Here is a 19,204-nt window from a genome sequence, read left to right as displayed (position 1 = left end):
ACGGTAGTGCCGGCCGCTGGCCGGCTCGGAGAGCCACGAGCATGACCGACCTCCCGCTCCAGGTATTGGCCACCCTCCCGGCGCTGCAGCTGATCGAGACCCTGCAGGCACGCCACGGCGATCTGCTGTTCCACCAGTCCGGCGGCTGCTGCGACGGCTCCTCGCCGATGTGTTTCGCCCAGGGCGATTTCATCGTGGGCGACCGTGACGTGCGCATGGGCGAGATCGGCGGGGCGCCGTTCTACATCAGCCCCGCGCAGTTCGAATACTGGAAGCACACCCAGCTGATCATCGACGTGGTGCCCGGCCGGGGCGGCATGTTCTCGCTGGAAAACGGCGAGGGTGTGCGCTTCCTGGTCCGCTCGCGCTTGTTCAGCGATGAGGAGTTCGCCCAGCTCCAAGCCGCCGGCCGGGTCTGAAATTCCCTGCGGCAACCCGTCCATAATGGCGGCTCTCCCGCCGTGACGCCCCTGCCATGCCTGTGTGGTCCGCCCTGAAGAATCCACTGCTGTCGGTGCTGGCCGTCGTGTTCGCGTTCGCGGTGATGGTGCTGGTCAACAGCCTCGGTTCGTGGCTGGTGCCATTGCTGCGCATTCCGCCGGGCGGCGAGCCCCAGCTGGCCTGGGACCTGGCCTGGACGATCCTCAGCGGCATCGCCGCGATCGCCTTTGCCAGCCGTTATGCGCCGACCTGGCCCCGTAGCCACGGCGGCGTGGTGTGGGCGGTGATCGCGGCCGCATCGATCTACACCGCCTGGGATTTCGGCAGCGATTTCCCGTTCTGGTTCGTGGTGATCCTGCTGGTCTCGCTGCCGGTGCAGGCATTCTTGGGGGTGTGGGTGGGCACGCGGTTCCGGCCAGGGCGCGCCTGATCAGCTGCCAGGCAGCACCTGCTTCACCTGCTCGATGCCCGCCCACGGGTCCTGCTTCAACCGCTTCGCGCGCTGCAGCGCCTTCGCCATCGGGAAAGCGTCCGGCGCCGCGATGCGACCCAGTTCTTCCCAACGCAACGGCACCGCCACGCCGGCACCCGGCCGCGCCCGCAGCGACCACGAGCTCACACTGGTGGCGCCGCGCGCATTGCGCAGCCAATCGATGAAGATCACCCCGTCGCGCTTGGCCTTGCTCATCGTCGCCACGTAGCGCTCCGGTGCCTGCGTGGCCATGGCCTGCGCGAAGGCCTCGCAGAAGTCCTTGGCGTGCGCCCAGTCGGCCTTGGGCTGCAGCGGCACCACCACGTGCACACCCTTGCCGCCGGAGAGCCGGACGAAGCTCTCCAGCCCGGCTTCCTGCAGGCGCGCGCGCACATCGCGTGCGGCGGCCTTGATCTGGGTCCAGTTCACGCCTTCGCCGGGATCCAGATCGAACACCAGCCGGTCCGGATGTTCGGGATCCTCGACGGTGGCCCCCCAGGGATGCAGCTCCAGGGTGTTCATCTGCACCAACTGCAGCAGCCCCTCCACATCCTCGATGTAGAGGTAGTCCTCGCGCCCGCTCTTCTGCTCCAGCGGGATCGCCTTGACCGCACCGCCCAGCCCGGTGCCATGGTGCTTCTGGAAGAAGCAGGGCTTGTCCACCCCGTCCGGGCAGCGCAGCACCGACAGCGGACGGTGCGCCACCTCGGGCAGGATCCAGCGCGCCATGCGCCGGTAGTAGTCGGCCACTTCGCCCTTGGTGATCTTCGCCTTGGCGAACACCACGCGTTCGGGATGGCTGATCGCCACGGTGCTCTCTTCCTGCGCAGCCGCGGCCTTCTTCCGGCCGCTGGTTTTCGCCGCCGGGGCGGAGGCGGACGCAGCGACGGTAGTGACGTTGGCTGCCGCGCCCAGATCCTTCGGCTGTTTGTCTTCGCGCAGCCGCTTGAAGCTGGCCTGGCGCAGCAACCCTTCCTTGGCCCAGCCGCGGAAAGCGACCTCTGCCACCAGCACCGGCCTCACCCAGTGCACGCTGCGCGCGGTGAACGGCACATGCGCGGGCAGCTCCACCACCGCGTCCTTCACGGTCAGCGGCGTCAGTTGCTTGGTCAGCGCGCGCAGCGCGGCATCATCGAAGCCCGTGCCGACGCGGCCGACATAACGCAATCCGCCCTTGTCCGGGGTGGCCATCAGCAGCGAGCCGAAGCCGCTGCGCGATCCCTTGGGCTCGGTATAGCCGACGATGAGGAACTCATCGGTGTTCTCGTGCTTGATCTTGATCCAGTCGCGCGAGCGTGCGTTGACGTAGGGCGCATCGATCCGCTTGCTGATGATGCCTTCGAACCCGGCCTCGCCACTGGCGGCGAACACCGCCGGGCCGTGGTCGCGCACATGGTCGCTGTAGGCCAGGGTGTCCGGCTTGCTGCCCAGCAGATCCTTGAGCAGCGCCTTGCGCTCCAGCAGCGGCACCCGGCTGACATCCACACCGGCGATGCCCGGCATATCGAACACCACATAGCGCAGTGGCTGTTTCGCGGTGCCGTCGATGACCTTCTGCAACGCGGTGAAGTCACTGCGGCCCTGCGCATCCAGCACCACCAGTTCACCGTCCAGGCGTAGATCGCGCACCGGCAGCCGTTCGATCGCCTGCACCACCTCGGGGAACTCGTCGGTCCAGTTCAGCCCGCCACGCGAGCGCAGCGCAACCACGCCTTCGCGCACGTCGGCGAGCAGGCGATAGCCATCCCATTTGATCTCGTGCAGCCACTGCTCGCCGTCCGGCGCGGTGGCGCGATGGTCGGTCAGCTGCGGCTTGAAATCGTGCGGGTAGGGCCTCTCGCGTGCGCCTTCAAGCGCCAGCGCGCGTTTGGACCAGCGCGCATCGGCCTTGCGTGCGACGCGGGTCGTCACGGCCTTGGCGGGGGCGGTTTTCCTGGCCGGGGTGGCCTTCGTTGTGTTGGCAGCGGCGGCCTTCCTGGTGCCCGTGCGCTTGGCGGCCTCCGGTGGCGCCTCCAACAGATCATCGGCCTCCATATCCCTCGCCTCATCATCATCGCGTTTGATCAGCAGCCACTGATGCTGCTTGCCCTTCATCGCGGTGCGCACCAGTTTCCAGCCGCCCTTGAGGCGCTCGCCGTGCAGCACGAAGTCCACCTTGCCGGCCGCGATCGCCTCCAGGGGGTCGCCATCGCAGGCCCAGGTGCCGTGGTCATAGACATCCACATGGCCAGCGCCGTAGTGCCCGCTGGGGATATCGCCGGCGAACGTCGCATAGGACAGGGGATGGTCTTCCACCTCCACGGCGAGCCGTTTTTCGCCGACACGCAGCGAGGGGCCCTTCGGTACCGCCCAGCTCTTGAGCACGCCGTCAGCTTCGAGCCGGAAGTCGTAATGGCGCGAGCTGGCATGGTGCAGCTGCACCACGAAGATCGGCCGCCGCGCCGGCGCACCGCGGCGCTCGGCGTCCGGCTCGGGGGTGCCGTCGAAACGGCGTTTACGGCGGTATTCCTGCAGGGACACGGCGGCTTACCCGGCCTTGCGCGCGGGTGCACGCTTGGTGGTTTTCTTGGTCGCTTTGCCTGCTGTCTTGGTCGCCTTTTTGGCCGCCGTGGGTTTGGCGACCTTGGCCGTGGCCTTCTTCGCCGCTGTCTTTCTGGCGGCCGGCGTGCGCTTCTTGGCATCCAGGCTCTTCTGCAGCAGCGACATGAAGTCGACCACGTTGGTCGCATCGTCCTCGCGCGGGACCGGCTCTTCCTCCACCTTGGTGGTGCCGCCCTTGGCCTTGATCCGCTTCTTCAGCAACGTGTGCAGGCGCTCGCGGAATTCATCGTGGTACTCGTCCGGCTTCCACTCGCCGGACATCGAGGCGATCAGCTGCTCGGCCATGGCCGTTTCCTTGCTGTTGATGCGGTACTCGGACAGGCTGCCGCTGGGCAGCTTGTAGTCTTCCGGGTCCACCAGTTCCTGCGGATAGCGCAGGATCATCAGCACCAGCGCATCGCCGTGCGGCATCACCGCGCACAGGTACTCGCGGGTGCGCACCACGACCCGCGCGATGCCGACCTTGCCGGTGCTGCGCAGCGTTTCGCGCAGCAGCACGTAGCCTTTTTCGGCTTTCTTGGCGGGCACCAACAGGTAGGGCTTCTCGAAATAGCGCGGATCGATGGTGCCGGCATCGACAAACGTTTCCACCTCCACCGCCTCATGGCTTTGCGGTGCGGCCGAGCGGATGTCGTCTTCCTCCAGTACGACGTAGCTGCCCTTGTCGTACTCGTAGGCTTTGACGATCTCTTTCCACGGCACTTCTTCACCGGTATCGGCGTTGACCCGTTCGAAGCGGATCGGCTTGCGGTCGCGCGAATCGAGCATCCGGAAGTGCAGATCGACATTGCGTTCGCCGGACATCAGCGACACCGGGACATTGAGCAGCCCGAATGACAGCGTGCCGGTCCAGATCGGTCGGGCCATGGTGGCGCCACTCCAACGCTACAGGGAGGGCAGCTGTACCGCGCAGCACGTGAAACGCCTGTGTCCGGGCTGTGCAGGCCGGCTGCACGCCGCAGCTACTGCAGCAGGCCGTGCACCGCCGCGGCCGGCATGTGGTCCAGCGCCAGCCACGCGTCTTCGACCACGGCGCGGGCCTGGTGCCAGCCCAGTCGCGACTGCCCGCGCATCTGTTCCCAGTGCTCGGCCAGCTCGCCATCGGTGTCATCGGCACCGCGCGGCCAGTCCGCATAGTGCGTGGTCAGCGCGAAGGCGTAGGCGGGATAGAGGTCGCGCCAGCTGCGCCGGCCGTGACTGCGGCGCTGCTCGTAATCGCTGCGCATGTACTGCAGGTAGTCCTGTGCAACCGCCTGCGCGTCCTCGGCACGGTCACGGCGCGCACGGCGCCCGCTCCGTTCCGGCTGCAGGTAGGCGTTGAACAACGCGGGTGCGGCACGGCGGTCCAGGCGGGGCATGACACGACTCCGACAGCGGCGGGGCAGGCAGGAATAGACCCGCCACCGTTATCGAGCCGTGACAGATTCGTTGATGCACCGGGATTCGCGGCGACTTCACCCGCCGCGCGCTGTAGTGGGGTGCACAGCTACTGGAGAACTCCCATGCCCCGCGATCCCCTGCGCGACGCCACCGCCCCGGTCCCCGGCGAGCAGCGCGCCAAACATGACAATCAGGACGCCGAAGACCGCGGCGCCGGCATGTCCGTGCCCGACGACGCACCCGATCACCTGCCGGTGGCGGTTACGCCGGATCCCGTTCCGCGCGACCGCAAGGATTCGGCGGCCGGCGAGAAAGGCCCGGCCGGTCATCATCGCCGCGAAGATGAATACCAGCGCCGACAGCGCAAGGAGCACGCCAGCGACAACCAGGACGAGGCGCTGGAAGAGACCTTCCCGGCCAGCGACCCGACCTCACCGTTCGTGCCGGCCAAACCGCCCCGGTAGGTCCAGGTCCAGTGGATCAGGGCGCCCACTGCCACTGCAGGCCCACGTTGTAGCGGCGGTCCGGCCCCGGCTCGAAGAAGCGCTGGTTGCCGTCGTTGACGATCACCGAGCCGATGTAGCGCTGGTCCAGGGCGTTGTCGATCCGCGCGAAGGCACGCAGCGTGCCTTGTCCGGTGGTCCAGCGCCGCGATAGTTCCAGATTCAGCAGCGCGTAGCCCGGCGCGCGCTCGGTGGCCAGATCGTTGACCACGGTGTCGCTGGAGGCCACCACCTCGGCGGCCCACTGCCACGGGCCCGGGCGGTACTGCACCCGCGCGTTCCACTGCTGCCTGGGCACGCCGGGCAGGCGTGAGCCGGCGGTCACCGTGTTGCAGCCAGCGGCCGCGCACAGCGCGTACGGATCACGCACGGTGGCTTCGAGCCAGGTGTAGGCCAGCGAAAGATCCGCCTGCGCCCCCAGCGGCTGCACATAGCTGGCCTCCGCGCCCTGGCGGCGCGTGCGGCCGATGTTGCGGTAGGTGCTGCGGCCGCCGCTGTTGCTCGCCACGGCCAGCTCGTCATCGGTATCGGCGCGGAACAGCGCGGCTTCGACCTGCGCGCCATTCTGTCCATGCCACTTGCTGCCGACTTCCAGGTTGCGGCTGCGGGCCGCCGAGAGATCCAGCGCCAGCCCGGCCTGGCCATCGGCGCGATAGCCCAGCTCGTTGAAGGTCGGGGTCTCGAAGCCACGCCCGGCCGAGGCATACAGCCGCCAGGCATCGGTGGCGCGGAACACCACGCCGGCCACCGGGGTGGTCGCCTCGTAGCGACGCGACCCGCTGTCGTCGGGATTACCCGCGGTGATGTAGTGGTCGTTGGAGCGGAAACGGACCGTGCTGTGGCGCACCCCCAGCAGCAACGACCAACGCGGCGCCCACTGCCACCACGCCTGGGCGAACTGGTCCACGTTTTCGACCCGGTCGCTCTGGTCGCGGCGCAGGCGGCCCTTGATACCTACCTGATCACCCACGAAATTCTCGTAACCGCGGCGATCCTGCTGCTGGCGGTCGGCATTGGCGCCGATCACCACATCCAGCGGGCGACCGGCCCAGTCACCGTGCCACGCCCAGCGCGCGTCGAGCCCACCGTAATCGCCGTCCAGATCGATCACCCCACCAGCGTGCAGCGGCGAATTCAGCTGCGGCCCCGGCGGGATCGCCAGGTACTGCTCCACGCTGCGCTGACCGGCATAGCCCATCGCACGCCAGGTCTGCGCGCCTTCCGTTCGGGTGAACACCAGCCCGGCCTGGGCCTGGCGCACGGATTTGCGGGTGTTGTACTGGGTCGCCACGGCGGTGGCCTGGCGCGGGTTCTCGCGCACCTGCGCGCGGGTCAGGCCGAGCGGATCCTGTGCGTCGGGCGCATCGAAGTAGTTCAGGACCAGATCCAGCTGGCCGCCACCGACATCCGTGCCGAGCCGGGCGTTGAGCGACTCGCGGCGGGCCTGGCTGTGGTCACGCCAGCCATCGGTGCGGAAGTGGTTGGCGGCCACGTTGTAGCGGACCGGGCCCTGCACGCCGCGCAGCTGGGCGCCGGCGCTCACGGTGTTGTCGCTGCCGGTATCCACCCGCAGGCGCCATGGGTCGCCTTCGGCGCCGTCCGCGCTCCAGACCTGGACCACGCCGCCGGAGGAGTTGCCGTAGAGCGCCGAGAACGGCCCGCGCAGCACTTCCACGCGCTGCGCCGAGAGCAGGCTGGCGTGGGAGAGCTGGCCCTGGCCGTCGGGCATGGTGGCCGGTACACCGTCCACCAGCACGCGCACGCCGCGCACGCCGAAGGTCGAGCGCGCGCCGAAGCCGCGGATCGAGAGCTGGGTGTCCTGCGCGTAGTTCTGACGATCGCGGGCAACCACCCCGGGAATGCCGTTGAGCGCCTCGGAGAGCTGCGCCAGCGGCCCGGTGCGGTCCTCGTCCACCCAGACCGTGGTCAGCGAGGCCGGCAGGTCGATATCGGCCACCTGTGCCACGCGCGCGGCCTGGACCTGGACCGTGGGCAGCCGCTCGATCGGCGCGGACGGGGCGGGAGTGTTCTGGGCCTGCGCCAGCGATGGCAGCAACACGGCCGAGGCCAGCGCACAGTGGCGGGCCAGCGGGGTAAGACGGAGCATGCGGGGCGGGATCCTCGGTGAATGGGCGTGCCGCACGCCATGGTACGGAAGCGTACGTGACGACAGCCTCGGCGCCCTCGGCGGGGCTTTGTTACGATGGGTCGGTTTTGGCTGATTCTGCCGCCAACTCCGCGTCGCGCCACCCTCCCCCTTCCGTCATCCGAATGAGTACCGCCGTGTCCTTCTTTGCAAATGTGGAACTGGTCCCAGGCGACCCGATCCTGGGCCTGACCGAGGCTTACAACGCCGACAGCCGCCCGATCAAGGTCAACCTGGGCGTGGGCATCTATTACGACGAGAGCGGCCGCATCCCGCTGCTCCGCGCCGTGAACAAGATCGAACAGCAGCTGGCCAATGACGCCAAACCGCGCGGCTACCTGCCGATCGACGGTCTGCCGGCCTACAACCAGGCCACCCGCGAGCTGGTCTTCGGCAAGGACTCGCCGCTGCTGGCCGCCGGCCGCGTGGCCACCTCGCAGACGATCGGCGGCAGCGGTGCGCTTCGCATCGGCGCGGACCTGCTGCACAAGCTGTTGCCGCACGCCACCATCGCCATCAGCAACCCGAGCTGGGAAAACCATCGCGCGGTATTCGGCGCGGCCGGCTTCGACGTGGTCGATTACACCTACTTCGATGCCGCCACCCACGGCGTGGACTTCGACGGCATGCTGGCCGACCTGGCCAAGCTGCAGCCGGGCACCGTGGTGCTGCTGCACGCGTGCTGCCACAACCCGACCGGTGCCGACCTCACGGTCGCGCAGTGGAAGCAGGTGGCCGAGCTGCTGAAGGATCGCCAGCTGTTCCCATTCATCGACATGGCCTACCAGGGCTTCGACAAGGGCATCAGCGAAGACGGCGCCGCCGTGCGCATCATCGCCGAGGCCGGCATCGACAGCTTCGTGGTCGCCAACTCGTACTCCAAGTCGTTCTCGCTGTATGGCGAGCGCATTGGCGCGCTGTCGGTGGTCGCCCCGGACGCGAACGCGGCCAAGGCCGTGCAGTCGCAGGTCAAGCGCATCATCCGCACGATCTACTCCAGCCCGTCCAACCACGGCGCCGCGCTGGTGGCCGGCGTGCTCAACAGCGTTGAGCTGCGCCAGGTGTGGGAAGCGGAACTGACCGAGATGCGTGAGCGCATCCACGCCCTGCGTCATGGCCTGGTGGAGAATCTGGTCGCCGCCGGCGCACCGGAATACGCCTTCATCAACGACCAGGCGGGCATGTTCTCGTACTCGGGCCTGAGCCGCGCCCAGGTGGACCGCCTGCGCGACGAGTTCGCAATCTACGCCGTCGGTACCGGCCGCATCTGCGTGGCCGCACTCAACCAGGGCAACCTGGCATACGTGGCCAAGGCCGTGGCGACCGTCAGCAAGGGCTGAGCGATATCGCCCCTCTGAAGCAGAACGGCCGCCATGCGCGGCCGTTCTGCTATCTGGCGCCGCCCGCGCCTCGTAATGGCTCCGGCGAAGGGCGACAATAGGCGCTTCTCCTCTGAAGGCCGCCTGATTCCATGTCCCAGACGTCGCTGACCCGCTATCTGATCGAAGAGCAACATGCCGGCCGCATCAACGCCGATCTGCGCCAGCTGATCGCTGTCGTCGCCCGCGCCTGCACCAGCATCTCCATCGCGGTCAGCAAGGGCGCGCTGGGCGGTGTGCTCGGCGAAGCCGGTACCGGCAACGTGCAGGGCGAAGCGCAGAAGAAGCTGGACGTGATCAGCAACGAGATCCTGCTGGAAGCCAATGCCTGGGGCGGCCACCTCGCCGCCTGCGCCTCGGAAGAAATGGACCACTGCCAGCCGGTGCCCGACACCTACCCGCGCGGTGACTTCCTGCTGCTGTTCGATCCCCTCGATGGCAGCTCCAACATCGACGTCAACGTGTCGGTCGGCACCATCTTCTCGGTGCTGCGCTGCCCGCCGGGCACCGAGCAGCCCAGCGATGCCAGCTTCCTGCAGCCGGGTACCGCGCAGGTCGCGGCCGGCTACTGCATCTACGGGCCGAGCACGCAGATGGTGCTCACCGTCGGCCACGGCACGCACGCGTTCACCCTGGACCGCGAGAAGGGCGAGTTCGTGCTGACCACGCCGGACATGCAGATTCCGGCGGACACCCAGGAATTCGCGATCAACATGTCCAACCAGCGGCATTGGGAAACCCCGATGCAGGGCTACGTGCAGGACCTGCTGGCCGGCAAGGAAGGTGCGCGCGGCAAGAACTTCAACATGCGCTGGATCGCCAGCATGGTCGCCGACGTGCATCGCATCCTGACCCGCGGCGGCATCTTCATCTACCCGTGGGACACGAAGGATCCATCCAAGGCCGGCAAGCTGCGCCTGATGTACGAAGCCAACCCGATGGGCCTGCTGGTCGAACAGGCCGGCGGCGCCGCCACCACCGGCCGCGAGCGCATTCTCGACATCCAGCCCGATCAGCTGCACCAGCGCGTGCCGGTGTTCCTCGGCTCGCGCAATGAGGTGGAGCAAGCCACCCGTTACCACCGCGAACACGACAGCGCAGCGGGTTGATTTCCTACACAGGGCTGGCCGTCCGGTCAGCCCTGTTGTGACGTGGCAACGGCGTGACATCGGCCACGGCAGCGGTCACCATCGGCCATTCGTGCCCACGGATGCCCCCATGACTGCCGACGCGCCGCTCGATTTCATCGAAGTAATCCACAACGCCGTCCCCAACGAGGTCTGCGCGGCCCTGCAGGCCCAGATGCGATCCAGTGCGCAGTTGCAGCCGGGCGAAGTGGGCAGCGGTGTGTTCCCGGAACTCAAGCACAGCAAGGATCTTCGCATCAGCGGGCGGCCCGAGTGGCGGCAGGCCGAAGCGGTGCTGCAGCAGGCGGTTTTCAAGGGTTTGCTGACTTATCTACGCCGTTATCCACAGGCCCTGATCTCGCCGTTGATGTTGCAGATCCAGGACAGCGACGGCCAACCGCGCCGGTTGGCAGCCGAGGATTTCCCCGACATGGACGACGCCACGCTGTCCGACCTGGCCCGCACCTGCCTGCGGCCCGGTGCCATCAATCTGCAATGGTATGCGGCGGGCGAGGGCGGCTATCCGTACTGGCACTGCGAGCTGTATCCGCGCGATCCAGCCGGCGAAACACTGCACCGCCACCTGCTGTGGACGCTCTACCTCAACGACGATTTCGATGCCGGCGAAACCGAGTTCCTGTTCCAGGGCCGCAAGGTCGCGCCGCGCAGGGGCAGCCTGTTGATCGCACCGACGGCGTTTACCCACACACATCGGGGTAACCGGCCGCAGGGTGGGGACAAGTTCATTGCAACGAGCTGGATTCTTTTCCAGAGTGCGCAGAAATTGTTTGGTGGGAATTGATCAGCGCGCCCACACCAGCAACACTGCACCGACCACCACCACCATGGCCAACACCATCACCGTGATCAGCACATTGCGCCCGGTACGCTTCGCCTTCGCCTTCAGCCCGGCCAGCACGTCCAGATCCAGATAGAGACGATCACCGCCCGCCTCGCGGATGACGCCGTTGTCGCGGTAGTGCGTCAGCGGCACCTGCAGTGCAGGATCGATGGTGTCGGCAGCGATCGCGCTCTGCGGTGACAACGCCTGATGGCCGGTGAAGTGTGCAATCAACGCGTCGCGCTGCTGCTGCACCGCTGCGGTGATGGCGGCGTTGATCGCGATGTTGGCCGCGTTCGCCGCGGCCGAGGTGGCTGCCGATGACATGTGGTTCCCCTTGGATATCCGATATGGACGTCAGGCGACCGCGGCGCGGCGCCTTGGCCCGATTGTTGGTCGGGCGCATCCCAAAGTCCATCGGGGGCTGATCAGAACAACGAGCCCTGCGGTGACTCCGCCCGCGGCGGCAACGGGCGCAGGAAGCGGGTGCAGTCCAGCTTCGGCCAATGGCTGTGCTGCGCATCGAAGCCCAGGCGCTTGCGGGCCAGCTTGAAACGGTTGGACAGCAGATCGGCGTAGACCCCTTCGCCGCGCATGCGCGTGCCGAACTGGCTGTTGTAATCCTTGCCACCGCGCAGCTGGTTGATGGTGCTCATCACGTGTGTCGCGCGGTCCGGATGGTGGGTGTCGAGCCAATCGCGGAACAGCGGCGCCACTTCCAGCGGCAGGCGCAGCAGCACGTAGCCGGCGGTGGTGGCACCGGCATCGTGTGCGGCCTCGAGCACAGCTTCCAGTTCGGCATCGTTGATCCACGGGATCACCGGCGCGACCATCACCCCGACCGGGATGCCGGCATCGCTCAGGCGACGCATCGCGCGCAGCCGTGCATGCGGGGCCGAGGCGCGCGGTTCCAGTTTGGCCGACAGGTGGGGGTCCAGCGAGGTCACCGAGAAGTGCACGCTGACCAGGTGCTTTTCGGCCAGCGGCGCAAGCAGGTCGATGTCGCGCTCGACCAGCGCATTCTTGGTGATCAGCGAGAAGGGATGCTGGGTTTCCAGCATCACCTCGATCAGCTGGCGGGTGAGTTTGAGCTTGCGCTCGATCGGCTGGTAGGCGTCGGTATTGATGCCCAGCGCGATCGGCTGCGGCACGTAGCCGGGGCGCGAGAACTCCTTGCGCAGCAGCTGCGGCGCATTGGTCTTGGCGAACAGCTTGGTCTCGAAGTCCAGACCGGGCGAGAGATTGAGATAGGCGTGCGAGGGCCGGGCGAAGCAATAGGAGCACCCGTGCTCGCAGCCGCGGTACGGATTGACCGACTGGCTGAAGCCGACGTCCGGCGACTTGTTGCGGCTGATGATGCTGCGCGCGGTCTCGGCGCGCACTTCGGTGCGCAGGCGCGGCGCGGCGAACTCCTCGCTCTCGTCCGGCGCCCAGCCGTCGTCCATCGCTTCGCTGACGGTGACCTCGAAGCGGCCCGCCAGGTGCGTCCGGGAGCCCCGGCCTTTGATCGCAATACCCATGGTCAAAGGCTATCGCCGCGAGGTCTCAGGGAATGAGACGTCGTGGCGTGGCAACGGCGGGGATAGGGAATAGCCATGGTTAGTAGTATTACTAACCACAGGCGTAAAGGGAAGTGAAACCCTTGCGAGTCAAGGGCTGCAAGGGGAGGTGATCGGTTTGATCCCCTAGATTATCCACAGGGCTGGAGCGTGCGCCGGGAGTGCCGTGTCACCGGGGCGAACGAGCCCACCAACGGTCGGCTCCTACCGGATCCCGGGCGCCTTGGCCGCAGGGTATGCGCCGCATCACAGCAGCCGCAGATATCCCTTCACCGTGGCATCCAGCCCGTCGTACAGCGCCTCGCTGATCAGGGCGTGGCCGATCGAGACTTCCAGCACGTCCGGCACGGTCCGCAGGAAATCGGCCAGGTTGTCCTGCGACAGGTCGTGGCCGGCGTTGACGCCCAGGCCGGCCGCCTGGGCGCGGCGGGCGGCATCGGCAAACACCGCCAGCATCGCGGTGGCATCGCCGGCGGCATGCGCCTCGGCGTAGGGGCCGGTGTAGAGCTCCACGCGGTCGGCACCGATGGCCGCGGCTTGGGCGATGTCGGGGTTGCCTGCGTCCACGAACAGGCTGACCCGGCAGCCGTACGTCTTCAACTCGGTGATCAGCGGGCGCAGGCGCTGTGCATCACGGCCGAAATCAAAGCCGTGGTCGGAAGTGAGCTGGCCGTCGCTGTCCGGCACCAGGGTGGCCTGGGCGGGGCGGGTCTGCGCGCACAGCGGCAGCAGCCCGGGGTAGCCCTCACGCGAGGGCGCGAACGGGTTGCCCTCGATGTTGAACTCCACGCCTCGCTCGGCCGTCAGCGCGGACAGCGCCAGCACGTCCTCGGCATGGATGTGGCGGCGGTCCGGGCGCGGGTGCACGGTGATGCCGTGCGCGCCGGCATCCAGGCAGGCACGGGCGGCCTGCAGCACGTCCGGGTCGGTGCCACCGCGCGAGTTGCGCAGGACGGCGATCTTGTTCACGTTGACGCTGAGTTGGGTCATGGCACTACGAGGGGTCGGATTCACCCTGAGCGGCCGGGGTACGCGCCTGAAGGGCGAGCTCCCGCAGCCGACGGAGTTCGTTGGGATCGGTGATGGCCGCGCGGGTGGGCTGCACATCGCCGAAGCGGGCCACGTAGAGGCCGCGGACCCACGCCAGCAGGAACACCAGGGTGCCCAGCAGCGACAGCGCCATCAGCCCCATGTGGGGGGTCTTGAGCGCCATGCCGAAACAGGCCAGCGCGAACAGCAGAAACAGCCAGTACATGTCGTTCTCCCCGATTGACCGGGCCAGTGTAGCGCTGGCGCCGGGTGCGGTTCCACGGGGAGCAGTGGCTACAGCAGCGGCGAGGCCAGGCGGGCGAACGCCTCGGGCACACGGTGCCGCCACAGCGAACGCTGGCGGTCGTTGTAGACCGGTGAGGCGCTGCTGTATTCGGCGAGCAGGATCTCGGCCAGCGCGGCAACGCGGCCGGTATCGCTGATCATCATCGAGAGCTCGAAGTTGAGCCGGAAGCTGCGGTGATCGAAGTTGGCACTGCCAACGATGCACACGTCATCATCGGCGATGAAGGCCTTGGTATGCAGCATGCGCGGGCCATACTCGTAGATCTTGACCCCGGCCTGCAGCAGCTCGTCGAAGTAGGAGCGCGCGGCCTGGGTGACGAACCAGGAGTCGCTCATCTTGGGCACCAGCAGGCGCACGTCCAGGCCGCCGAGTGCGGCCGAGGTCAGTGCCATGCGCGCGGCTTCGCCGGGCACGAAGTAGGGCGTCACCAGCCAGACGCGCTCCTTGGCTTCGTGGATCGCCGCCACGTGCAGGCGGTGGATGGTCTCCCACGACGAATCCGGCCCGGAGACCAGCACCTGCGCATTGATGCTGCCCTCGCTGCGGCTGGGCATGGTCTCCGGCCACAACTGCGCGATGTTGAAGCGCGCCGGCTCCTGGCCGGTGGCGTAGATCCAATCCTCGATGAAGACCAGCTGCAGGCTGCGCACCACGTGGCCACGCAGGCGCATGTGCAGGTCGCGATACGCATCCGGGCGGACGCTCTCGTCTTCCTCATCGGTGATGTTGATGCCACCGGTGAACGCCTGCAGGCCATCGATGATGACCAGCTTGCGGTGCGTGCGCAGGTTCAACCACGGCCGCTTGAACGGCTTGAGCAGCTGCCGGGGATGGAACCACACCACTTCGGCACCGGCATCCAGCAGCGGCTGCAGGAAGCGCTTGCGGATGGAGGAGGAGCCGACCGCGTCGAGCAGCAGGCGCACCCGTACACCCGCCGCGGCACGCTCGGTCAGCGCATCGCGCAGCGCGGTGCCGGCGTGGTCCGGATTGAAGATGTAGTACTCCAGGTGCAGGTGATCCTGCGCCTTGGCCACGGCCGCGAGCAGCGCGCTGTAGGTGGCCGCACCGTCGACCAGCCACTCCACTTCGGTGGCCGAGCTGGGTGACAGCCCGGTGGTGGCCTGGGCGATCTTGGCCAGCTCGGTGCAGTCCGCGTCCGGTGGGCAGACGCTGCTGTAGTGCTCCATGCCCGAACGCGAACGGCCACGGCGCAGGCGCTGCCGCTTCACCTTCTGCGGGCCGAGCAGGTAGTAGATGAAGAGCCCGAGGTAGGGCAGGGCGGCCAGCGACAGGATCCAGCTCAACGTGGCGACCGGCTCGCGCTTCTGCAGCATGATCCAGCCGGTCAGCCACAGCAGATAGAGAATGTAGGCCGCCACCATCAGGGGGCGCAGGTGGGGGATGGCATCGAGCCAGTCCCCGAAGACGTCGAAGGTTGCGAGCATGGCCGGATGATAGCGGGCGGCGTGGCGCTGGCGCGTATCCACGGCCGGCGGCACAAAAAAAACGCCCCTGTTTCCAGGGGCGTTTTCCAGTCGCGTCATGACTGCGTATTGCGTATTACTGCTGTACGAAGCCGATCTTCTTCATCTGAGCATTCTTCGCGGCAGCCAACACCTTGGCCATCACGTCGTACTCGGAGTCCGGGCTGGCATCGATGCGCAGTTCCGGCTGGTTGGTCGGATCGCGCTGCACTTCCTGTTCCATACGCTGCTGCAGTTCGCCCACAGCCACGGGGCTGTTGTTCCACGACACCTGGTTGCTGGCGTCCACCTTCAGCTCGATCGGCGGCGGCGGTTCGACCGTCACCGGCGGTGGGTTGAGCACGCGCTGCGGCAGGTCAACGGCGATCGGGTACGTCATGATCGGCGCGGTGACGATGAAGATGATCAGCAGCACCAGCATCACGTCCACCAGGGGCGTGACGTTGATGTCGGCCATGGGGCCTTTGTTACCACCAGTACTGAACGCCATGGCTTACTGCCCCTTTACTTTGGTGGCGACGAAGCCCACGTCGAGCATGCCCTGTTCCTGCGCGACCTTCGTCATCTCATTGATGACGCGCATCTTGGTGGTGCGATCACCACGCAGGTTGAGGGGCGGCTGCGGGGTCTGCTGGGCGGCGGTCGCCAAGCGCGACTCAAGAGTCTGCTTGTCGATTTCCTCGTCGTTCCAGTAGATCGAGCCGTCTTCCTTGACTGCCAAGGTGATCGGGCTCGCCCGCTTTTCAGCGTCTTCCGGATTCTGCACCAGGTTGGCCTCAGGCAGATCCACCTTGACCTTGTGGGACATCAGGGGCGCCGTGATGATGAAGATGATCAGCAGCACCAGCATCACGTCCACGAGGGGCGTAACGTTGATGTCGGCCATGGGGCCGCCGCTGTTACCACTACTGAAAGCCATAACGGGCTCCGTCTAGATCGTGTTGACTACGTTCTCGCTGGGTGACGCGCGTCGCTATTAGCGAACGCGCGAACCGGTGGCGAAGAAGTCGTGCAGGTCGTGAGCGAACGTATCGAACTTGCTGATCGTGGCGCTGTTGATCTTGCTGAAGAAGTTGAAGGCGAACACGGCCGGGATAGCCACGAACAGACCGATGGCGGTCATGATCAGTGCTTCACCCACCGGGCCGGCAACGGCGTCGATCGAGGCGGAACCGGTGGCACCGATCTTGATCAGCGCGCCGTAGATGCCCCACACGGTACCCAGCAGACCCACGAACGGAGCGGTCGCGCCGACGGTGGCCAGCAGGGTCATGCCCGACTGCAGGTTGTTGCTTTCGCGGGTCACGGCCTGACGCAGGGCGCGATCGACGAACTCCGAACGGCTCAGGTTTTCACCCAGGCCACCCGAGGTGCCGCCTTCCGAACGCTGGTGGTGCGCAGCAGCCTGTGCAGCGTCCAGAGCGATCTTGGAGAAGGGCTCCGAAGCCGGCTGTTCTTCCATCGCACGGATGGCGTCCTGGGCGTTCGGGGTATCCCAGAACAGGCTCACGACCTTGTCGGCAGCAGCCTTCAGACGGGTGGCGCGGAAGATGTTGATGACGGTCCAGTACCAGGACATGGCCGACATGATGATCAGGGTCAGCAGCACGACCCAGGAGACGGCGAAGTCACCCGGCTGGGTGGTCATCTCGTGGATCAGGTGCTCGAAGCCCATCTGCGACAGGGCGTTGGAGTTGCCCCCGGCAGCAGCGGCGATGAAAAGTTCCTGCAGCATGACGCTTACCTTTGTTGTGTGTGGTGATAAAGGGTATTGCTAGAAATAACCGCTAGGGTCGGTGGCCGGCGGGCCACCGGCCACTATCAGTTCAGCGCAAAGTTGACCGGGACGCGAACGCGACCTGCGACCTTCTTCCCGCCCGATTCCGCGGAACGGAAGCTCCACTTGCGAGCTGCGTCCATGGCGGCGCGATCGAGGTCACGGTTACGGCTGGACTTCTCGACCGACACATTGGTGACGTTGCCATTGGCATCGACGTCAATGATCAGGATGACTTCACCCTGGATACCAGCACGGAACGCGGCCGGCGGGTAACGCGGGGGGTTCATGTTCTTCGACGAGATGTCGACGCTTGCCTCAATGGTGCTCGGCGGCTGCGGCGGCGACGGCGGCGAAGGCGGCGTGACGATGTCGGTCGGACGCGGGTCCGGGATATCGACCACAGGAGCCTGCGGCGGCGGCGGAACCGGGGACGGCTTCGGCGGCGACAGGTTCTTGACCGGCGGCGGCGGGGTGTCATCCGGCGGCGGCGGCGGCGGCGGCGGTGGTGGCGGCGGCGGAGCGTCGACCAGGGTCACCATGATGTTGCGTTCTTTCTCCGCGACGGCCTTGGGAGCCACGGCGGGGATCAGAAGCATCATGAAGGCGGCGAGATGCAGTGCGATTACAAAAGCGATACCCACGATACGCGGCCAGGAGAGGCCGGTGTCATCGCGTTGTTCGTACCTGTGAACGACTAGTTGTTCCGTCATGCGCCAAGAGCTCATTAGTGGGGCCGGGATACCCGGGGACAGGTAGCCCATGATCAGCGGTGCATGACACCGCAGGAACCTCCAAGCTTATACCAATCCTGAGCGCCTGCGCATCACTTATGCAGGCGTTCAGGCGTTATTCCTACTTACTTCAGGTTGATGATTTTCTTGGCATCCGCCTGGTTCTTCACACCCTTCGCCAGCGCTTGCTGGGCGGCCTGCTTGGCCTCCGGAATGCGACCTTCCGAATGCAGCACGCGTGCCAGATTCAGGTAGGTCTCGCCGTCCTTGGAAAGCGGGGCAGCCTTCTGCCACGCCTCGATCGCCTTGTCCGTCTGCTGCGGGTCGGAGTAGTAGTACGCCTGGGCCAATGCCAGGTATACCTGATAATCCGGCTTCAGGATGTTTTTCTGCAGGCCATCATTGATAACGGCAATGACGTCCTTTTCTTTGTTCTCGCTGTTGGCGTAGATCGAGTACAGCTGCTTGTACTCGCGCTCGTCGGTCAGCTGGCCGGCAGCGTACAGCTTGGCCATGACAGCGCCGGCCTGGTCCATCTGGTCGGCCTGCATGTACATGCTGGCCAGATTCAACTGCACCTTCTTGTCGTTCGGGTTCTTGGCGGCCAGCGCTTCGGCCTGCTTGACCGCTTCACCGGTCTGGCCGGCTTCGGCCATGGCAGCCATCAGCAGCTGGTTCCAGTTGTCCTTCGGCTCGGGCGAGCCGGCGATGGCCTGCTGCAGCACCGGGATGGCCTCGGCATAGCGCTCGGCCTGGTACAGCGCCTGGCCCTTGGCGATCAGCTCTTCGGGCTTGTTCGACTTGGTCTCGGCGAAGTACTTGTCCAGCGTGGCCAGGCCTTCGTTGATCTGATCGTCCTGCAGCTGCAGCTGCCCGAGCATCAGCATCGACTGATAGTGGCCGTTGTTGTCCAGGCCGCCGAGCTGCAGCGCCTGCTCGAGGTACTTCTTGGCCGAGGCGACGTCGTCCAGCTGGTAGGCCGCCTGCGAGGCGAGCTGCGCGGCGAGCGACTTGTCGTAGGTGTTGGCGGCCGGGTTCGCCAGGATTTCGTCAGCCTGCGCGCGCGTCTCCGGGAACTTCTGGTCGTTGTAGCTGTCAATCATTTTCTGCAGCTTCGGGCCGACCTTGGCCGAGGACTTCTGCTCCGGCTCCTGGCGGGTCGCATTCGGGTAGAGCACTTCGGCCTTGGCCTGCTTCTGCCCACCCCGCGCGCCACGCTCCGCCGAGCGGGCCTGGGCGAAGGCATCGGTGATCATGGCGCCACTTACAGCGGTCGCGATGAGGACGGAAAGGACGGCTTGCTTGTGGTTGCTGAAAATCATCTTTCACCTCGATCGAACCGCCGCAGCGGCATCAAAACGGACTGTCAGAAAAATCTGAGCCGCCAAACGTATCAGAAACTGATGGCGTGAGAAATCGTT

At 66.4% G+C, this 19,204-nt stretch carries 20 protein-coding genes; 6 read left to right on the top strand and 14 right to left on the bottom strand.

The features are described from left to right. Positions 1-41: 41 nt before the first annotated feature. Both AC1DIQ_RS12435 and AC1DIQ_RS12430 read left to right on the top strand, forming a co-directional pair. Positions 42-419 carry a DUF779 domain-containing protein gene (locus tag AC1DIQ_RS12435; RefSeq protein ID WP_461769740.1) on the top strand — a complete coding sequence of 126 codons (378 nt, stop codon included), beginning with the start codon at positions 42-44 and terminating at the stop codon, positions 417-419. 56 nt (positions 420-475) lie between these two features. Then, positions 476-871, top strand: a complete 396-nt coding sequence (locus AC1DIQ_RS12430) for a hypothetical protein (RefSeq protein ID WP_152152778.1) — start codon at positions 476-478, stop codon at positions 869-871. Here the strand turns inward: AC1DIQ_RS12430 and ligD are convergent, their stop codons facing one another. The 3 genes from ligD to AC1DIQ_RS12415 all read right to left on the bottom strand — a co-directional run bounded on the left by ligD (position 872) and on the right by AC1DIQ_RS12415 (position 4,872). Next, complete coding sequence (gene ligD, locus AC1DIQ_RS12425; protein WP_478050131.1) at positions 872-3,433, bottom strand: DNA ligase D; 2,562 nt, start codon at positions 3,431-3,433, stop codon at positions 872-874. 6 nt (positions 3,434-3,439) lie between these two features. Continuing rightward, a complete protein-coding gene (ku, locus tag AC1DIQ_RS12420; protein ID WP_152152782.1) occupies positions 3,440-4,381 on the bottom strand; it encodes a non-homologous end joining protein Ku in 942 nt (313 codons plus the stop codon). A gap of 95 nt (positions 4,382-4,476) precedes the next feature. Beyond that, on the bottom strand, positions 4,477-4,872 hold the full coding sequence (locus tag AC1DIQ_RS12415) for a hypothetical protein (RefSeq protein WP_121043771.1): 396 nt from the start codon (positions 4,870-4,872) through the stop codon (positions 4,477-4,479). Between the two features lie 144 nt (positions 4,873-5,016). On the opposite strand from AC1DIQ_RS12415, the gene AC1DIQ_RS12410 reads away from it, so the two are divergent. Further along, positions 5,017-5,358: a hypothetical protein gene (locus tag AC1DIQ_RS12410; RefSeq protein ID WP_102788774.1), complete on the top strand. Its 342-nt coding sequence runs from the start codon at positions 5,017-5,019 to the stop codon at positions 5,356-5,358. A gap of 16 nt (positions 5,359-5,374) precedes the next feature. On the opposite strand, the gene AC1DIQ_RS12405 is transcribed toward AC1DIQ_RS12410, so the two are convergent. Next, positions 5,375-7,504, bottom strand: coding sequence for a TonB-dependent receptor family protein (locus tag AC1DIQ_RS12405; protein ID WP_478050130.1), 2,130 nt, complete (start codon positions 7,502-7,504; stop codon positions 5,375-5,377). Between the two features lie 176 nt (positions 7,505-7,680). Here AC1DIQ_RS12405 and AC1DIQ_RS12400 point away from each other — a divergent pair, with 176 nt between their 5' ends. The 3 genes from AC1DIQ_RS12400 to AC1DIQ_RS12390 all read left to right on the top strand — a co-directional run bounded on the left by AC1DIQ_RS12400 (position 7,681) and on the right by AC1DIQ_RS12390 (position 10,851). Continuing rightward, positions 7,681-8,883, top strand: a complete 1,203-nt coding sequence (locus AC1DIQ_RS12400; RefSeq protein WP_282260103.1) for an amino acid aminotransferase — start codon at positions 7,681-7,683, stop codon at positions 8,881-8,883. A gap of 131 nt (positions 8,884-9,014) precedes the next feature. Beyond that, a complete protein-coding gene (locus AC1DIQ_RS12395) occupies positions 9,015-10,031 on the top strand; it encodes a class 1 fructose-bisphosphatase (protein WP_152152788.1) in 1,017 nt (338 codons plus the stop codon). Positions 10,032-10,140: 109 nt separating this feature from the next. Beyond that, positions 10,141-10,851, top strand: coding sequence for a 2OG-Fe(II) oxygenase (locus tag AC1DIQ_RS12390; RefSeq protein WP_478050129.1), 711 nt, complete (start codon positions 10,141-10,143; stop codon positions 10,849-10,851). On the opposite strand, the gene AC1DIQ_RS12385 is transcribed toward AC1DIQ_RS12390, so the two are convergent. The 10 genes from AC1DIQ_RS12385 to AC1DIQ_RS12340 form a co-directional block, all read right to left on the bottom strand. Then, positions 10,852-11,217 (bottom strand): hypothetical protein, encoded by a 366-nt coding sequence (locus tag AC1DIQ_RS12385; protein WP_152152792.1) that lies wholly within the window; start codon positions 11,215-11,217, stop codon positions 10,852-10,854. A 101-nt stretch (positions 11,218-11,318) separates the two neighbouring features. Continuing rightward, complete coding sequence (locus tag AC1DIQ_RS12380; RefSeq protein WP_121043751.1) at positions 11,319-12,410, bottom strand: PA0069 family radical SAM protein; 1,092 nt, start codon at positions 12,408-12,410, stop codon at positions 11,319-11,321. Positions 12,411-12,695: 285 nt separating this feature from the next. Beyond that, on the bottom strand, positions 12,696-13,439 hold the full coding sequence (locus tag AC1DIQ_RS12375) for a pyridoxine 5'-phosphate synthase (RefSeq protein WP_478050128.1): 744 nt from the start codon (positions 13,437-13,439) through the stop codon (positions 12,696-12,698). A 4-nt stretch (positions 13,440-13,443) separates the two neighbouring features. After that, positions 13,444-13,704, bottom strand: coding sequence for a hypothetical protein (locus tag AC1DIQ_RS12370; RefSeq protein WP_070474188.1), 261 nt, complete (start codon positions 13,702-13,704; stop codon positions 13,444-13,446). 68 nt (positions 13,705-13,772) lie between these two features. Further along, positions 13,773-15,233: a cardiolipin synthase gene (gene cls / locus AC1DIQ_RS12365; protein ID WP_152152796.1), complete on the bottom strand. Its 1,461-nt coding sequence runs from the start codon at positions 15,231-15,233 to the stop codon at positions 13,773-13,775. Positions 15,234-15,348: 115 nt separating this feature from the next. Next, positions 15,349-15,762, bottom strand: coding sequence for an ExbD/TolR family protein (locus AC1DIQ_RS12360; RefSeq protein WP_046272258.1), 414 nt, complete (start codon positions 15,760-15,762; stop codon positions 15,349-15,351). Between the two features lie 3 nt (positions 15,763-15,765). Further along, entirely contained in the window at positions 15,766-16,191 is a 426-nt protein-coding gene (locus AC1DIQ_RS12355; RefSeq protein WP_046272259.1) for an ExbD/TolR family protein, read from the bottom strand. 57 nt (positions 16,192-16,248) lie between these two features. Further along, on the bottom strand, positions 16,249-17,007 hold the full coding sequence (gene exbB / locus AC1DIQ_RS12350; protein WP_019184055.1) for a TonB-system energizer ExbB: 759 nt from the start codon (positions 17,005-17,007) through the stop codon (positions 16,249-16,251). Between the two features lie 86 nt (positions 17,008-17,093). Beyond that, complete coding sequence (locus tag AC1DIQ_RS12345; RefSeq protein WP_088435269.1) at positions 17,094-17,762, bottom strand: energy transducer TonB; 669 nt, start codon at positions 17,760-17,762, stop codon at positions 17,094-17,096. A gap of 146 nt (positions 17,763-17,908) precedes the next feature. Then, positions 17,909-19,105 carry a heme biosynthesis protein HemY gene (locus AC1DIQ_RS12340; protein WP_121043745.1) on the bottom strand — a complete coding sequence of 399 codons (1,197 nt, stop codon included), beginning with the start codon at positions 19,103-19,105 and terminating at the stop codon, positions 17,909-17,911. Positions 19,106-19,204 lie beyond the last annotated feature (99 nt).

The organism is Stenotrophomonas sp. 05L413 (genome assembly GCF_056397945.1).
This window is presented reverse-complemented; position numbering and strand designations above follow the sequence as displayed.

Bases quoted from the DNA above. Each gene is read 5' to 3' on its own strand.
- AC1DIQ_RS12435 (WP_461769740.1), top strand. From the start codon at position 42: ATGACCGACCTCCCGCTCCAGGTATTGGCCACCCTCCCGGCGCTGCAG.
- AC1DIQ_RS12405 (WP_478050130.1), bottom strand. From the start codon at position 7,504: ATGCTCCGTCTTACCCCGCTGGCCCGCCACTGTGCGCTGGCCTCGGCC.
- AC1DIQ_RS12415 (WP_121043771.1), bottom strand. From the start codon at position 4,872: ATGCCCCGCCTGGACCGCCGTGCCGCACCCGCGTTGTTCAACGCCTAC.
- AC1DIQ_RS12380 (WP_121043751.1), bottom strand. From the start codon at position 12,410: ATGGGTATTGCGATCAAAGGCCGGGGCTCCCGGACGCACCTGGCGGGC.
- AC1DIQ_RS12375 (WP_478050128.1), bottom strand. From the start codon at position 13,439: ATGACCCAACTCAGCGTCAACGTGAACAAGATCGCCGTCCTGCGCAAC.
- AC1DIQ_RS12345 (WP_088435269.1), bottom strand. From the start codon at position 17,762: ATGACGGAACAACTAGTCGTTCACAGGTACGAACAACGCGATGACACC.
- AC1DIQ_RS12340 (WP_121043745.1), bottom strand. From the start codon at position 19,105: ATGATTTTCAGCAACCACAAGCAAGCCGTCCTTTCCGTCCTCATCGCG.
- AC1DIQ_RS12385 (WP_152152792.1), bottom strand. From the start codon at position 11,217: ATGTCATCGGCAGCCACCTCGGCCGCGGCGAACGCGGCCAACATCGCG.
- AC1DIQ_RS12410 (WP_102788774.1), top strand. From the start codon at position 5,017: ATGCCCCGCGATCCCCTGCGCGACGCCACCGCCCCGGTCCCCGGCGAG.
- AC1DIQ_RS12360 (WP_046272258.1), bottom strand. From the start codon at position 15,762: ATGGCGTTCAGTACTGGTGGTAACAAAGGCCCCATGGCCGACATCAAC.
- AC1DIQ_RS12430 (WP_152152778.1), top strand. From the start codon at position 476: ATGCCTGTGTGGTCCGCCCTGAAGAATCCACTGCTGTCGGTGCTGGCC.
- AC1DIQ_RS12370 (WP_070474188.1), bottom strand. From the start codon at position 13,704: ATGTACTGGCTGTTTCTGCTGTTCGCGCTGGCCTGTTTCGGCATGGCG.
- cls (WP_152152796.1), bottom strand. From the start codon at position 15,233: ATGCTCGCAACCTTCGACGTCTTCGGGGACTGGCTCGATGCCATCCCC.
- ku (WP_152152782.1), bottom strand. From the start codon at position 4,381: ATGGCCCGACCGATCTGGACCGGCACGCTGTCATTCGGGCTGCTCAAT.
- AC1DIQ_RS12390 (WP_478050129.1), top strand. From the start codon at position 10,141: ATGACTGCCGACGCGCCGCTCGATTTCATCGAAGTAATCCACAACGCC.
- AC1DIQ_RS12395 (WP_152152788.1), top strand. From the start codon at position 9,015: ATGTCCCAGACGTCGCTGACCCGCTATCTGATCGAAGAGCAACATGCC.
- exbB (WP_019184055.1), bottom strand. From the start codon at position 17,007: ATGCTGCAGGAACTTTTCATCGCCGCTGCTGCCGGGGGCAACTCCAAC.
- AC1DIQ_RS12355 (WP_046272259.1), bottom strand. From the start codon at position 16,191: ATGGCTTTCAGTAGTGGTAACAGCGGCGGCCCCATGGCCGACATCAAC.